The sequence below is a fragment of the Halobacterium sp. CBA1126 genome (assembly GCF_009741975.1).
GTDB lineage: Archaea > Halobacteriota > Halobacteria > Halobacteriales > Halobacteriaceae > Halobacterium.
Map to the genome: position 1 here is coordinate 15,879 of NZ_WPCF01000007.1, position 12,832 is coordinate 28,710.

Sequence of the window (12,832 nt, forward strand, 5' to 3'; positions counted from 1 at the left end):
CGGCACTCGTGGTTTTATGATACGGCCCGCCCTTCCCGGGAGTATGAGCGGATTCGACGACATGGACGTCGACACCATCTGGATGAACGGCGAGTTCGTGGACTGGGACGACGCCCAGATCCACGTCCTCACGCACGCGCTCCACTACGGCAGCGGCGTCTTCGAGGGCGTCCGCGCGTACGACACCGCCAACGGCCCCGCGCTGTTCCGCTGGGACGAACACCTCGACCGGCTGTTCGCGTCCGCGAAGCCCTACGACCTCGACATCGACTTCACCCGCGAGGAGCTCACGGAGGCGACCGTCGAACTCCTCGACCGGCAGGACCTCGCGTCCTGTTACGTCCGCCCCATCGCGTACTTCGGCTACAACTCGCTGGGCGTCTCCCCGAAGGACTGCCCGACCGAGGTCGCCGTCGCGGCGTGGCCGTGGGGGACGTACCTCGGCGAGGAAGCCCTCGAGGAGGGCGTCGAAGTGATGGTCTCCTCGTGGCGCAAGCACGCCTCCAGCCAGATTCCGACCAACGCCAAGACCACCGGCCTCTACGTCAACTCCATGCTCGCCGGCGAGGAAGCCCGGCGCAACGGCTTCACGGAGGCCATCGTCCTCAACAAGGAGGGCAACGTCGCCGAGGGCCCCGGCGAGAACCTCTTCCTCGTGCGGGACGGCGAGATCTTCACGCCCGGGCTCTCCGAGAGCATCCTCGACGGCATCACCCGCGACACCGTCATCACGCTCGCCGAGGAGCGCGGCTACACCGTCCACGACAACGCCTCCATCTCGCGGGGCGAACTCAACACCGCCGACGAGCTGTTCTTCACGGGGTCGGCCGCCGAGGTCACGCCCATCCGCAAGGTCGACAACGTCGTCATCGGCTCGGGCACTCGCGGCCCGGTCACGGAGGAGCTCCAGCAGGCGTTCTTCGACGTCGTCGAGACCGGCGACCGCGAGGAGTGGTTCCACTACGTCTGACTACTCCTCGTCGTCGTTGTCGTCGTCGCTGACGAACGGCTCCGGGACGTCGCGCTTGTTCTCCCCGAACCCCGCGCTGAGCACGCGCGTCAGCGCGTCCTCCGTGGACTCCTCGGCGTCCTCGATGTCCTCGGGCTCCAGCTCCATCACGAACCCGGAGGTGATGTTCGGCGCGGTCGGCATGAACACCACCTCGCGGCCGTCGCTGGTCGTCTTCCCCGTCTTGAACGCGGTCAGCCGCATCCCCTCCCACGGCTCGACCTTCACCGGCTTCTGGAACTCGTCGGCGCCCCCCGACAGCACCGTCTCCACGGCCATCTTCGAGGCGTTGTAGACGATGCGCAGCCCCGGCAGCCGGTTGATGAGGTCGTCCAGGACCTCCTCGGCGAACGTCCCGAGCGCGGTCCGCATCAGGTAGCCCACCGAGAACACCAGCAGCACGAAGATGACGACCGTCAGGGCCACCGCGACCACCGGGTCGTCGACGTTCGTCGCGAGCAGCGAGAACCGCGCGATGAGCGAGAACAGCCAGTACAGGACGTACAGCGTGACCAGAATCGGCGCGAGCACGACGAGCCCGCTCGCGAAGTCCCGCTTCCACGAGGTCATACGGGAGTCCACTGAGCGCCGACGTATAGGGATTTCGAGACGACCGCCCTACCGCCCCAGAACCGCCCGCAGCGCGAACAGCAGGTTCTCCTTGCGCTCCATCGCGCGCCGGTAGAAGTACGAGAACCACTTCCCGCCGTACGGCACGTACTGGTAGACCTCGACGCCGTCGGCCGCGAGGTCGACCTGCGCGTCGTCGCGGACGCCCATCAGCATCTGGACCTCGTAGTCGGTGCCGTACTCGTCGTGGAGGTCGCGGGCGAGCGAAATCATCTCCGGGTCGTGGCTGCCCACCGCGACGCCACCGTCGAACTCCCGGAACATGTACTCGAGGTCCTCCCGGTAGGCCTCGTTCACGCGCTCCTTGCGCTTGTACGCCAGCGACTTCGGCTCGTCGTACGCGCCCTTCACGAGCCGCACCTTCCCCGGGAGGCCCGCGAGCCGCTCGAGGTCCCCCTCCGTGCGCTTGAGGTTCGCCTGCACGCAGACGCCGACGCCGCCGCCGTACTCCGTCGTCAGCTCCTCGTAGGCGTCCAGCGTCGCGTCCGTCGTCTCGTGGTCCTCCATGTCCACCCACGTGAACACGTCGTGCTCGTCGGCCACCGCGACGATGCCCGCGAGGTTCTCCGCGAACACGTCCTCGCCGACGTCCAGCCCGATCTGGGAGGGCTTCACCGAGATGCAGGCGTCCACGCCGCTGCTCTCGATGTCCCGAACGAGGTTCTCGTACGCCGCGGCGTCCTCGTCCGCCGGCGGCCGCTCCGCGTAGTGCTCCCCGAGCAGGTTCAGGATGGCCTTCACGCCGCGGTCGTTCAGCGCCGCGGCGTGCTCGACGGCCTCCGCGGGCGTCTCCCCCGCGACGAACTTGCTCGCGACGGGCGGTATCATACCCGGATTTCGGGCGCCGCGTTCCTTAAACGGCGCGGCTCCCCCGGCGGAACCCGCGGGTTTTTCCGCCGGCCGCGTCCACCCCCACGCATGGGTCTCGCAGCGACGGTCGCGACCGCAGTCTGGGTGATGCTGCCCGCCTACGTCCCCAACAACGCCGCGGTGCTCGCGGGCGGCGGCCGCCCCATCGACGGCGGCCGCACGTGGGGCGGCAAGCGCGTGCTCGGCGACGGGAAGACGTGGCGCGGCACCGCCGTCGGAACCCTCGCCGCGTCGCGCTCGCGCTCGCCCTGAACGCCGTCGAACACGCCGCCAGCGACGCGCTCGACGTCGCGCTCCCGGCGTTCCCACCCGCCGCGATGGTCGCGCTCCCCGCCGGCGCGATGCTCGGCGACGTCCTCGCCTCCTTCCTCAAGCGCCGCACCGGCCGCGAACGCGGCGCCGCCTTCCCCCTCCTCGACCAGCTCGACTTCGTCGTCGTCGCGCTCGCGCTCGCCGCCGTCGCCGCCCCCGCGTGGTTCGGCGCCACCTTCACCCTCGACGTCGTCGTCGCCATCCTCGTGCTCACCCCGCTGCTGCACGTCCTCACCAACGGCATCGCTACCTGCTCGGCCTGAAGCACGAGCCGTGGTGAGCGACCGTTTGCGCTGCGTTCGGCGCGCTTCGCGCGCCTCACTCGGCAAAAGCTCGGCCAAAAGCACTCCACGGCTCCAGCGCACCGCTTCGCGGTGCTTAGTCGCTCGTCGGCCCGCGCTCCCTCACTGTGTCCGGTCGCGGAGTGAACCGCTTCGTTCGGGTTCTTCGAACCGCTCACGGGTCACTCCGTTCCCCGTTCGCGCAAACCGAGGCGCTCGTCCCTCGCGCCTCGTGCCGCTCACTCGCGGATGCCTGTCACTGCTGGTCTCATCGCCGACAGAGTTAACACGGAGTGTAAGGTATACTTTACTGTAAAGCGAACTTTCCACCCATGTACGAGACAGACGACCCCTCCATCGAGCAACGGACGCGCTACCGCGAGTGGATGAACCGCTCGGTCGGCGCCGGCACCCTCGGGTTCTTCCTCGCGGTCGCCGTCAGCGTCCTCGCCAGCGGCCCCGTCACCGACTGGGTGCTGTTCGCCGGCCTCGGCGCCTACTACCTCGGGTACATCGGCTACCTCGCCGTCTGGCAGCGCACCGGCGTCCGCCACTTCGACGAACGCGAGGCCGAGATCGAGCGCCGCGCCGCCAGCCTCACCGCGGTGTTCGTCGTCAGCGTGACCATCTTCGGGCTCCCCGGCCTCGTCGTCGTTCAGGGGACCGACGTCGCCACCGTCCCCGCGTTCGTCGAGGGCGTCGTCTGGGGGTACATGGGGCTGGTGCTCGTGTTCCTCGGGCTCTACGGGTACGTGGAGCGGCGGTACTCGTGAACAACGACGTCCGCGAACGCCGGGAGGCCGAGGGGCTGAGCCAGGGCGAGCTCGGCGACGCCGTCGGCGTCTCCCGCCAGACCATCAACGCCATCGAGCGCGACCGCTACGACCCGTCGCTGGAGCTGGCGTTCGCGCTCGCGGACTTCTTCGACTGCCGGGTCGAGGACCTCTTCGACCCCGACGGCTGACGACCGCACCCCTTTTGGTGGGGTGGCCCGCCAACTCCGGTAATGACCGACGACCTCGTGCAGCTGCTCCGGGACGCGGACGCCGTGAAGTTCGGCGAGTTCGAGCTCTCCCACGGCGGCACCTCGGAGTACTACGTCGACAAGTACCTCTTCGAGACCGACCCCGACTGCCTGCGCGCCATCGCGGAGGCGTTCGCCGAGCGCCTCGACGCGGACGCGAAACTCGGCGGCGTCGCGCTCGGCGGCGTGCCGCTGGCCGCCGCCACCGCGGTCGAAGCCGACGTGCCGTACGTCATCGCGCGCAAGCAGGCCAAGGAGTACGGCACGGGCAACCGCATCGAGGGGCGCCTCGAGGACGGCGAGGAGGTCGTCGTCGTGGAGGACATCGCGACGACCGGGCAGTCCGCCGTCGACGCCGTGGAGGCGCTCCGTGACGCTGGCGCGGAAGTGAACCGGGCGCTGCTCGTGGTGGACCGCGAGGAGGGCGGCCGGGAACTGCTCGCCGAGCACGGCGTCGAGATGGAGGCGCTCGTGACGGCCAGCGACCTGCTGGACGCCGAGTGAGCGGCGGCCGCGCGCCCGCCAGATGAGCGCGTTTGTGGTTTCTTCCCACGCAGAGCCTTTCGGGGTATTCAAGTTTGTGGAAACTTGTGGGTCTGTATGAACCGAGCAGAGAAGGCCGCCCTCCAGCTGCGCGCGGTCGACGTGCTGCGGACGCTGAAGGAGACCCGGACGTACGACGAGCTCTCCGCGGAGACGGGCCTCCCGGCGGGCGACCTCAACCGCTACGTGAACGGCCACGTGCTCCCGAGCGCCGAGCGCGCCCGCGAGGTCGTCGACGACGCCGGCGCCGACCTCCTCCGCGAGGAACTCGAAGCCCGCGTGCGCCTCGACGACGAGGGGTACGTCGACAACTCCGGGGTCGTCTTCGACCAGTCGTTCCTCGATCTGGTGGCGCCGGTCGCCGCCGAGACGTTCGACTTCGAGCGCCCGGACGTCGTGCTCACCGCGGCCACCGACGGCATCACGCTCGCGGCGTCGCTGGCGTCGTACTACGGCGCGCGCTGCGCGTACGCCAAGAAGTCCAAGGAGACTGCCGTCGAGGAGTTCATCGAGGCGCGCAAGCGCTTCGCCTCCGGCATCGAGCTCACCTACTACCTCCCCGAGTCCGCCGTCGACGCCGGCGAGACCGTCCTCGTCGTCGACGACCTCATCCGGTCGGGCGAGACCCAGGAGATCCTGCTGGACATCGCGGACGCCGCTGACGCGGACGTCACCGGCGTGTTCACGCTCATCGCGGTCGGCGACGACGGCGTCGAGCGCGCCCGCGAGCTCACCGACGCCCCGGTCGGCGCGCTCGCCGAGCTCGAATAGCGCGCTCGCACCCGAATTTAGGCACGAACGTGTATTTTCTGTACGGTTCTTCATCCCCAGACGGCACACCCTTCCAACGTGCATAACAACGCTTAAGCGGGCGGTGTAGTTATGCCCGAACGTGCATCATAATGGGGCTCGCTGACTACTTCGGCTTCGACGAACACGACACGGACCTGCGCACCGAGGTCATCGCGGGCGTGACGACGTTCCTCACGATGTCCTACATCGTCGTCGTCAACCCCGCGGTGATGACCCAGGTGACTCAGGACGGCAAGGTCGTCAAACCCGGCATCGCGCTCGCGAACCACAGCTACGCCGAGACGGTCCAGATGCTGGCCGTCGTGACGCTGCTGGCGTCGGCGGTCGCCATGCTCGTGATGGCGTTCTACGCGAACCGCCCGTTCGGGCTCGCGCCCGGCCTCGGCCTGAACGCGTTCTTCGCGTTCACCGTCGTCGGCGCGCTCGGCATCCCGTGGCAGACCGCGCTCGCCGCCGTCGTCACCGAGGGCGTCGTCTTCATCCTCCTCACCGCGGTCGGCGCCCGCGAGTACGTCATCAACCTCTTCCCCGAGCCCGTGAAGTTCGCGGTCGGGACCGGTATCGGCCTCTTCCTTGCCATCATCGGCCTCGAAGCGATGGGGGTCATCGTCGGCGACGCCGGCACCATCCTCGCGCTCGGCAACCTCGCGCAGAACCCGGTCGCCGTCCTCTCCATCGTCGGCCTGTTCTTCACGCTCGCGCTGTACGCCCGCGGTATCACCGGGAGCATCATCCTCGGCATCCTCTCGACCACCGTCGCCGGCGCCGTCCTCACGTTCGCCGGCGTCGTGGAACCCGGCGTCCTCATCGACGGGTTCGTCCGCAACGGCGGCTTCGCCGCCAGCCAGCTCCCGCAGGCCCAGTACGACATCACGCCGCTGGCCGGCGCGTTCGTCGCCGGCTTCCAGAACGTCGAGGCGCTGAGCTTCGCGCTCATCGTGTTCACGTTCTTCTTCGTGGACTTCTTCGACACCGCGGGCACGCTCGTCGGCGTCGGGCAGGCCGGCGGCTTCCTCAACGACGAGGGCGACCTCCCGGACGCCGACAAGCCCCTGATGGCCGACGCGGTCGGCACCACCGTCGGCGGCATGCTCGGCACCTCGACGGTCACCACGTACATCGAGTCCGCGACCGGCATCGAGGAGGGCGGCCGCACCGGTATGGTCGCGCTCGTCGTCGCCGTCCTCTTCCTGCTGTCGCTGGTGGTCGTCCCGCTCGCCGCCGCGGTTCCCCAGTACGCCAGCCACATCGCGCTCGTCGTCGTCGCGCTGCTGATGCTCGGGAACGTCACCGCCGTCCAGTGGGACGACGTCACCCACTCCGTCCCCGCCGGCCTCACCATCCTCGTGATGCCGTTCACGTACTCCATCGCGTACGGCATCGCCGCCGGCATCGTCTCCTACCCGGTCGTGAAGGCCGCGACCGGCGAGTACGACGACGTCTCCCCCGGCCAGTGGCTGCTCGCGGTCGCGTTCGTCGTGTACTTCTTCGTGCGCACCAGCGGCGTCCTCCAGACCGTCGCCTAGGCCCGCCGCTACCCCGCTGCTCTTCCGCGTCGACGCCGTACTCGGGAGTGTGACACTCGAACTGTACGCGCTCCCGGGCTGCCCGTACTGCGCGAAGGTCAAGACCAAGCTCGACGAGCTCGACCTGGAGTACGTCGAACACGAGGTCCCGAGCTCGCACAGCCAGCGCACCGAAGTCGAGGAAGTCAGCGGCCAGACCGGCGTCCCCGTGCTCGTCGACGAGGAGCACGGCGTCGACGGGATGCCCGAGTCGGACGACATCGTCGACTACCTCGAGGAGACGTACGGCGCGTAGCGGCGTTCTGCTCTTCTCGCCGCCAGAAGCGACTTGCCGCCGGCGGCCGCAGTCCCCGACGATGTACGAGAAACTCGACCGGAGCAGCGGGCGCGTCGTCGGCTACCGCGTCCGGGACGAGCTCTCGGAGGCGGACGTCGAAGCGATGCTCGAGGACGTCGGAGAGACGATTCGCGAGGAGGGGTCGGCGCGGGTGTTGGTGTACATGCCGACCGTCCCGGTGCCGGACGTCGACGCGCTCGACGAGGACGTCGGCTTCTGGCTGCAGCACGGCGACGACGTCGAGAAGTACGCGGTCGTCGGCGACAACCGACTCCTGGAGTGGGTGACCGGCCTCGAGGACCGCGTCACCGGCGTCGACTTCGAGTACTTCGACGCGGCCGACCTCGACGACGCGTGGGCGTGGCTGCGCGAGGACGAGTCGGCGTAGCCAGCTACGCTTCCTGCGGGGCGCCGCGGTCCGCGAGCAGGTCCCGGAGGTCCTCGGAGTCCTCGACGTCCTCGAGTTCCTCGCGCTCCACGATGGCGGTGTCGTCGACGGAGTCACGGGAGGCCTCGTCGACGACGTAGACGGCGCTCGTTCGCGTGATGGCGCCGAGCGAACTCATGATGCGGGCGCGCTTGACCGCGGCCTCGGTAAAGGAGGAGTGGCCGGTCAGCATGCGGTCGGCGCCCGTGGCGTCCTCGCTGACGGCCTTGAACGGCGCGCGGTCCGTCGGGTGGACCTCGAAGCCGACGCGCGCGAGCACGGAGAGCACGGGCACGTCCTCGGGGTCGGCTTCGGGGTCCTCGGGGGTCGGCTCGGCGTCCCGGACGTCCTCGGCGCCGTCCATCACCGAGACGGGGGAGGTGAGGTCGCCGCCGAAGAGGTCCTCGAGCTCCATCGCGACGTCGATGCTGGCGTTCATCCCGTCCTCGTACTTCGAGACGGTGCGCCGGGAGACGCCGAGCTCGTTGGCGAGCTGGCCGAGGCTGAGGTCCTCGTTCTGGCGGCGGTCCGCGAGCACGTCGCCGTCGATGTTCACGTAGAGGCCGCCCGGGGCCGCGTAGATGAGCGGCGGGACGCCCTCCACGAAGAACTCCATCGCGGTGTCGGGGCTGAGCACGGGGACGCCGTGCCGGAAGTAGACGACGCCGGGCTTGAGCTCCTCGTCGCGGGTGCGGAGGCCGATGACCATCGGCGTCGCGTCGAGGTAGGTGCCGAGCCGCCGCATCTCCGCGCCGGTCGGCGCGTCGAAGGCGTCGATGTTGCCGAGAATCTTCACGAGGATGACGTCCTCGTCGCGGCGCGCGGCCACGTCGAAGCTCTTGGGCCGCGTCGCGCACCGGTCACTCACCGTGAACCCCGCGTCCGCGAGCATGGCGGTGACGTTCTCGATGAGTACCGACCGTGACATACTCGAGGATAAGCCGTCGGCGACATATATGCGTTGTGCCGATACGGCGCCGCTGCCCCGCGGTTTCGGTGATTCGACCGCGGGGTTCGACCGGAAGCGCGAAAAGCGGCGGGCCCCTACGCGGGAGCGATGACGGTCGTCGCCCTCGACGACACGGACTCCCGCGAGCGCGGGATGTGCACGACGTACGCCGCCCACCTCGTCGCCGAGCGGCTGCGCGAGCGCGGCGCGAGCGTCGAGCGCGCGCTGCTCGTGCGCCTGAACCCCGCCGTGGAGTACAAGACCCGCGGGAACGCCGCGCTCGCGGTCCACGCGGACGTCGACCCCGCGGTCGGGCTCGCGGTCGCGGAGGAAGTCGTCGCCGAGGCCGCCGAAACCGACGACCCCAGAACGAATCCGGGCGTGGTGGTCGCGCCCGACGCCGACGCCCCCGACCCAATCACGGAGTTCGCCGAGCGCGCGATGCGCGAGCACCTCGACCCCGGTGAAGCCAGCGCGCTCGCTGCCGCCCACGGCTACGAGACCGCGCAGTGGGAGAACGGCCGCGGCGTCGTCGGCGCGCTCGCCGCCGTCGGCGCGTGGTCCGCGTTCGGGGAGTGGACCCGCGAGCGCATCGACTACCGGGCACCCGAGCGCTGGGGGACCGAGCGCGACGTGGACGCCGAGAGCGTGTTCTCCGCGGCGGACGCCGCCTACCCCGACGCGTGGGACACCGTCGACCGCGAGGCGGACGAACTCGTCTGCGTGCCGCACACGCCCGGCCCAATCCTCTACGGCATCCGCGGCGAGGACGCCGAGACGGTCGCCGAGGTCGCGGACGCCATCGACAGCGAACCCGTCCACGCGAGCGAGCTGTTCGTCACGAATCAGGGGACCGACGCGCACCTCCGGGAAGCCAACCTCGCCGACCTCGAAGACGGCCGCGCGTACCGCGTCGCCGCGACGGTCGCCGGGGAGCCCGAGACGCGCCGCGGCGGCCACGTCTTCGTCCCCGTCGAGGACGACGGCGTCCGCGTGGAGTGCGCGGCGTTCGAGCCGACGAAGCGGTTCCGCGACCGCGTGCGGGCGCTCCGGCCCGGCGACCGCCTCACGGTCTGCGGCGAGGTGAGCGACGGCACCCTCAAACTGGAGAAGTTCGCCGTCCGCGACCTCGACGCGACCGAACTCGCGACCCCGCAGTGTCCAGACTGCGGGACGTCGATGGAGAGCGCGGGCGCGGACCAGGGCTACCGCTGCCGGGACTGCGGGACGGCCGCGCCCGGGAAGGTCGAGCGCGAGGTCGACCGCGACCTCGAACGCGGCTGGTACGAGGTGCCGCCGTGCGCGCGCCGCCACGTCGCCAAGCCCCTGATTCGCGGCGGCTGGGACGCGCCGGTCCACCCAGAGCGGTAGCCCGCGGCCCGACGCCCGCGGCGACTTCGACGTATGTCAATCTTTGACGGGCAGCCACAACGCTTTATTCCGGTGGGTGGCGTAACTGCAACCATGCGCCCCGACCGCCGCAGTCCCGACGAGGGTGGCGTCGCCAGCGAGACGACCGACAGCGACACCGCTGCGGGGCGACTCGCTGCGCACGTCGAAGTGCAGGACGGCGAGCGGGCGTGCACGCTGTTCCCCGCGGACGCCGACGGCGACGAGCTCGTCACCACGTGGGTGACCGCCGAGGACGACGCGTTCGTCTCCCTCGCGGACTGGCGGTAGTCACTCCTTCAGGCCGCTGCCCGTCAGCGCCACGGCCACGTCGCCCGCGAGGCCGCGCTCGCGGTAGGCCTCGAGGCCGGCGACGGCGACGGCGCTCGTCGGCTCGACGTAGAACCCGCGCTCGTGTAACGCCGACAGCGCCGCCTCCGTCTCCCCGGCAGTGCACGCGACGGCGTCGCCGTCCGTCGCGTCGATGGCCGCGAGAATCTGGTCCGTCCGCGCGGGCTCGGCGATCTGGATGCCGTCCGCGACGTCGTTCGTGCCGGCGCGCTCGGCGCCGTGGAGTTCCTCGACGATCGGCGCGACGCCCGCCGCCTGCACGCCGAGCAGCCGCGGCACCGAATCCGTCCAGCCCGCCTCGCGCAGCGCCGCGAAGCCGCGGTACGCGCCGAGGAACAGGGTCCCGTGCCCGAGCGGTAACACCACCGCGTCCGGCACCGTCCAGTCGCGCTGGGCCGCGAGCTCCAGCGCGAACGTCGACGTGCCCGCGTAGAACGCCGGGTTCCACGCGTGGCTCGCGTACCACGCGTCCCCGCCGACCGCTTCCCGAACACAGGCGTCGGTGACGTCCTGCCGGCTCCCCTCGACGCGGACCGCGGTCGCGCCCGCCGCTTCGATGGCGTCGAGCTTCGACTGCTTCGCGTCTGCGGGCACGTAGATGTCGGCGTCGACGCGGCCCGCGCGGCGTACTGCGCGATGGCCGCGCCCGCGTTCCCCGAGGAGTCCTCGACGACGCGCTCGACGCCCATCTCGGCCGCGCGGGAGAGCGTCAGCGCCGCGCCCCGGTCCTTGTAGCTCCCCGACGGGAACACGTAGTCGAGCTTGAACTGGGCGTCCCACTCGGGGGCGTCCGCCAGCGGCGTCCACCCCTCGCCGAGCGTCACCTCCTCGCCGACCGGGAGGAACTCCTCGAACGCCCACAGCCCCTCGCGCGGGTCGACGGCCGGGTCGTCGCCCGCCGGGAGCGGCCGCTCCGCGAAGTCCAGCGCGTGCCCGCACTCGCAGCGCCACGGCTCCTCGGGCCCGGACTCGTAGGCTCGGCCGCAGGAGCGGCACTCGAGGTTCGCCGGCATCAGTACTTGTCGACGTCCGTGCCGACCGAGCAGACGTACTCGCCGGTGGCGACCTGCGGGAGCCGCCGGGAGCGCCAGAAGATGCCGTCGTTGTCGGCGGTGACCGTGGCCTTCAGCGTGCCGAAGACGTCGGTCACCTCGAAGAGCGTGTCGCCGGCGCGCACCGTCTCGCCGAGGTCGCGCTCGTACTCGACGATGCCGCCGACGGGGGAGCCGTAGCGGTCGAAGTCCTTCGCGCGGGTCTGGCGCTCGGTCTCGACGTCGCCGTCGAGGAAGCCGTAGTACCGGAGGACGTTGAACACGCCGTCGACGCCGTACCGGATGGACTCCTCGTCGAAGCCGACCGCGCCGCCGAGCTCGGGGTCGACGGTGGGGATGCCCTCGGAGGGCGCGGTGCGCGCGAGCTGGCCCTCCGGGCCCTTCTGGTCGAGGACGTGCCCCGTCCCGAACGCCTTCGCGAGTTCGAGGCAGTCGCCGTGGAGTCGGTGGTGGCGGCCGCAGCGCACGCGCACCTCGTTTATCATCCGGGAAGTAGAGCCCTGGTGGAGGTCGAGGATGAGGTCGGCGTCCTCGGCGGCGGAGAACGTGGCGTGGGCGATGCGCTCGGAGGAGGAGCCGTTCGCGCTGCCGGGGTACGCGCGGTTGAGCTTCGTGTCGTCGATGGGGTTGCGGTGTTCGGCGACCTGGAACGCGTGGAAGTTCGTGATGCCGACGATCCGAATCTCGCCCGCGAGCTCGGCGGGGTCGAGCTGGGGGACGACGCGGCGGAGCACGCCGACGCCGTTCAGTTCGTCGCCGTCGCTGGCGGCCTGCAGGTAGAGGGTCTTGCCGTCGCGTTCGCCGTTCACGACCGCGACCGGGAGGCCGGCCGCGGTGCCGTCCCGCATCTCGCCCACGGTGAGCCGACCGGTGTCGAACTCCCCGGGGTCCGCGGACGCCGTACCGAGCGTAGTCATTACGTAAATTCCACGCACGCGTGGCCTTGAGCGGTTCGGTCCCGGAATCGGCGCTGTTTTCACGCGGCGCGGCCAACCCCCGCGTATGTCCGAGCCGTCCGAGCGGCCGGCCGACGCGGCGTCCGACCGCCCCGGCGTCGACAACTTCGTGCGCGCGCTCGGCGTCGCGACGCAGGCGAAACGCGGGTTCGCGGTGGGCCTGCTGGTCGCCGTCGGGACGTACTACTTCTTCGTCGTCGCCTCCGGCGGGTCGCCGTACTCGACGCCGTACCTCGTCGCGCTGGCGGCCGTGCTCGCGTTCACGGTCGGCCTGCTCGCGACGTTCGCGTTCACCGCGGGCGCCGCCTACCGGCTCTACCGCGAACTCGAGTAGTCAGCCGCGCGGAGAAAACCTATTGTAGC

General features: G+C 70.4%; 15 protein-coding genes and 2 pseudogenes. 12 read left to right on the forward strand and 5 right to left on the reverse strand.

What is annotated here, in order from left to right; genetic code table 11:
* Window positions 1–43: 43 nt before the first annotated feature.
* Entirely contained in the window at window positions 44–970 is a 927-nt protein-coding gene (locus GJ634_RS01775) for a branched-chain amino acid transaminase (RefSeq protein WP_157500222.1), read from the forward strand.
* Here the strand turns inward: GJ634_RS01775 and GJ634_RS01780 are convergent, their stop codons facing one another.
* Both GJ634_RS01780 and GJ634_RS01785 read right to left on the reverse strand, forming a co-directional pair.
* Entirely contained in the window at window positions 971–1,579 is a 609-nt protein-coding gene (locus tag GJ634_RS01780) for a DUF502 domain-containing protein (protein WP_157500223.1), read from the reverse strand. It abuts the gene before it with no gap.
* A 48-nt stretch (window positions 1,580–1,627) separates the two neighbouring features.
* Window positions 1,628–2,467 (reverse strand): proline dehydrogenase family protein, encoded by an 840-nt coding sequence (locus tag GJ634_RS01785; RefSeq protein WP_157500224.1) that lies wholly within the window; start codon window positions 2,465–2,467, stop codon window positions 1,628–1,630.
* 90 nt (window positions 2,468–2,557) lie between these two features.
* Between GJ634_RS01785 and GJ634_RS01790 the strand changes: the two are divergent.
* From GJ634_RS01790 to GJ634_RS01825, 8 genes and pseudogenes are all read left to right on the forward strand, one after another.
* Window positions 2,558–3,101 (forward strand): annotated as a pseudogene (locus tag GJ634_RS01790) (CDP-2,3-bis-(O-geranylgeranyl)-sn-glycerol synthase).
* Window positions 3,102–3,434: 333 nt separating this feature from the next.
* Window positions 3,435–3,875 carry a hypothetical protein gene (locus GJ634_RS01795; protein ID WP_157500225.1) on the forward strand — a complete coding sequence of 147 codons (441 nt, stop codon included), beginning with the start codon at window positions 3,435–3,437 and terminating at the stop codon, window positions 3,873–3,875.
* Window positions 3,872–4,066 carry a helix-turn-helix transcriptional regulator gene (locus GJ634_RS15805; protein ID WP_331713943.1) on the forward strand — a complete coding sequence of 65 codons (195 nt, stop codon included), beginning with the start codon at window positions 3,872–3,874 and terminating at the stop codon, window positions 4,064–4,066. Before GJ634_RS01795 ends, GJ634_RS15805 begins: the two co-directional genes overlap by 4 nt.
* A 42-nt stretch (window positions 4,067–4,108) precedes the next feature.
* Window positions 4,109–4,630 carry an orotate phosphoribosyltransferase gene (gene pyrE, locus GJ634_RS01805; RefSeq protein WP_157500226.1) on the forward strand — a complete coding sequence of 174 codons (522 nt, stop codon included), beginning with the start codon at window positions 4,109–4,111 and terminating at the stop codon, window positions 4,628–4,630.
* Window positions 4,631–4,726: 96 nt separating this feature from the next.
* A complete protein-coding gene (locus GJ634_RS01810) occupies window positions 4,727–5,440 on the forward strand; it encodes a phosphoribosyltransferase family protein (protein WP_157500227.1) in 714 nt (237 codons plus the stop codon).
* A gap of 131 nt (window positions 5,441–5,571) precedes the next feature.
* Window positions 5,572–7,008: an NCS2 family permease gene (locus GJ634_RS01815; RefSeq protein ID WP_157500228.1), complete on the forward strand. Its 1,437-nt coding sequence runs from the start codon at window positions 5,572–5,574 to the stop codon at window positions 7,006–7,008.
* Window positions 7,009–7,057: 49 nt separating this feature from the next.
* Complete coding sequence (locus tag GJ634_RS01820) at window positions 7,058–7,303, forward strand: glutathione S-transferase N-terminal domain-containing protein (RefSeq protein ID WP_331713944.1); 246 nt, start codon at window positions 7,058–7,060, stop codon at window positions 7,301–7,303.
* Window positions 7,304–7,364: 61 nt separating this feature from the next.
* Window positions 7,365–7,733: an STAS/SEC14 domain-containing protein gene (locus GJ634_RS01825; protein WP_157500230.1), complete on the forward strand. Its 369-nt coding sequence runs from the start codon at window positions 7,365–7,367 to the stop codon at window positions 7,731–7,733.
* Window positions 7,734–7,737: 4 nt separating this feature from the next.
* Here GJ634_RS01825 and GJ634_RS01830 read toward each other — a convergent pair whose 3' ends face one another.
* Complete coding sequence (locus GJ634_RS01830) at window positions 7,738–8,700, reverse strand: transcriptional regulator (RefSeq protein WP_157500231.1); 963 nt, start codon at window positions 8,698–8,700, stop codon at window positions 7,738–7,740.
* 129 nt (window positions 8,701–8,829) lie between these two features.
* Here GJ634_RS01830 and GJ634_RS01835 point away from each other — a divergent pair, with 129 nt between their 5' ends.
* A complete protein-coding gene (locus GJ634_RS01835; RefSeq protein ID WP_157500233.1) occupies window positions 8,830–10,092 on the forward strand; it encodes a tRNA(Ile)(2)-agmatinylcytidine synthase in 1,263 nt (420 codons plus the stop codon).
* 93 nt (window positions 10,093–10,185) lie between these two features.
* Window positions 10,186–10,401: a hypothetical protein gene (locus GJ634_RS01840; protein WP_157500235.1), complete on the forward strand. Its 216-nt coding sequence runs from the start codon at window positions 10,186–10,188 to the stop codon at window positions 10,399–10,401.
* On the opposite strand, the pseudogene GJ634_RS01845 reads toward GJ634_RS01840, so the two are convergent.
* Window positions 10,402–11,285, reverse strand: a pseudogene (locus GJ634_RS01845) (pyridoxal-phosphate dependent enzyme).
* A gap of 188 nt (window positions 11,286–11,473) precedes the next feature.
* Window positions 11,474–12,430 carry a succinylglutamate desuccinylase/aspartoacylase family protein gene (locus GJ634_RS01850; protein ID WP_157500237.1) on the reverse strand — a complete coding sequence of 319 codons (957 nt, stop codon included), beginning with the start codon at window positions 12,428–12,430 and terminating at the stop codon, window positions 11,474–11,476.
* An 85-nt stretch (window positions 12,431–12,515) separates the two neighbouring features.
* Between GJ634_RS01850 and GJ634_RS01855 the strand changes: the two genes are divergently transcribed.
* Window positions 12,516–12,803 (forward strand): hypothetical protein, encoded by a 288-nt coding sequence (locus GJ634_RS01855; RefSeq protein ID WP_157500239.1) that lies wholly within the window; start codon window positions 12,516–12,518, stop codon window positions 12,801–12,803.
* Window positions 12,804–12,832 lie beyond the last annotated feature (29 nt).

Excerpts from the sequence above, each read along its gene's own strand:
- GJ634_RS01775 (WP_157500222.1), top strand. The coding sequence starts at position 44 with ATGAGCGGATTCGACGACATGGACGTCGACACCATCTGGATGAACGGC.
- GJ634_RS01780 (WP_157500223.1), bottom strand. The coding sequence starts at position 1,579 with ATGACCTCGTGGAAGCGGGACTTCGCGAGCGGGCTCGTCGTGCTCGCG.
- GJ634_RS01785 (WP_157500224.1), bottom strand. The coding sequence starts at position 2,467 with ATGATACCGCCCGTCGCGAGCAAGTTCGTCGCGGGGGAGACGCCCGCG.
- GJ634_RS01795 (WP_157500225.1), top strand. The coding sequence starts at position 3,435 with ATGTACGAGACAGACGACCCCTCCATCGAGCAACGGACGCGCTACCGC.
- pyrE (WP_157500226.1), top strand. The coding sequence starts at position 4,109 with ATGACCGACGACCTCGTGCAGCTGCTCCGGGACGCGGACGCCGTGAAG.
- GJ634_RS01810 (WP_157500227.1), top strand. The coding sequence starts at position 4,727 with ATGAACCGAGCAGAGAAGGCCGCCCTCCAGCTGCGCGCGGTCGACGTG.
- GJ634_RS01815 (WP_157500228.1), top strand. The coding sequence starts at position 5,572 with ATGGGGCTCGCTGACTACTTCGGCTTCGACGAACACGACACGGACCTG.
- GJ634_RS01825 (WP_157500230.1), top strand. The coding sequence starts at position 7,365 with ATGTACGAGAAACTCGACCGGAGCAGCGGGCGCGTCGTCGGCTACCGC.
- GJ634_RS01830 (WP_157500231.1), bottom strand. The coding sequence starts at position 8,700 with ATGTCACGGTCGGTACTCATCGAGAACGTCACCGCCATGCTCGCGGAC.
- GJ634_RS01835 (WP_157500233.1), top strand. The coding sequence starts at position 8,830 with ATGACGGTCGTCGCCCTCGACGACACGGACTCCCGCGAGCGCGGGATG.
- GJ634_RS01840 (WP_157500235.1), top strand. The coding sequence starts at position 10,186 with ATGCGCCCCGACCGCCGCAGTCCCGACGAGGGTGGCGTCGCCAGCGAG.
- GJ634_RS01850 (WP_157500237.1), bottom strand. The coding sequence starts at position 12,430 with ATGACTACGCTCGGTACGGCGTCCGCGGACCCCGGGGAGTTCGACACC.
- GJ634_RS01855 (WP_157500239.1), top strand. The coding sequence starts at position 12,516 with ATGTCCGAGCCGTCCGAGCGGCCGGCCGACGCGGCGTCCGACCGCCCC.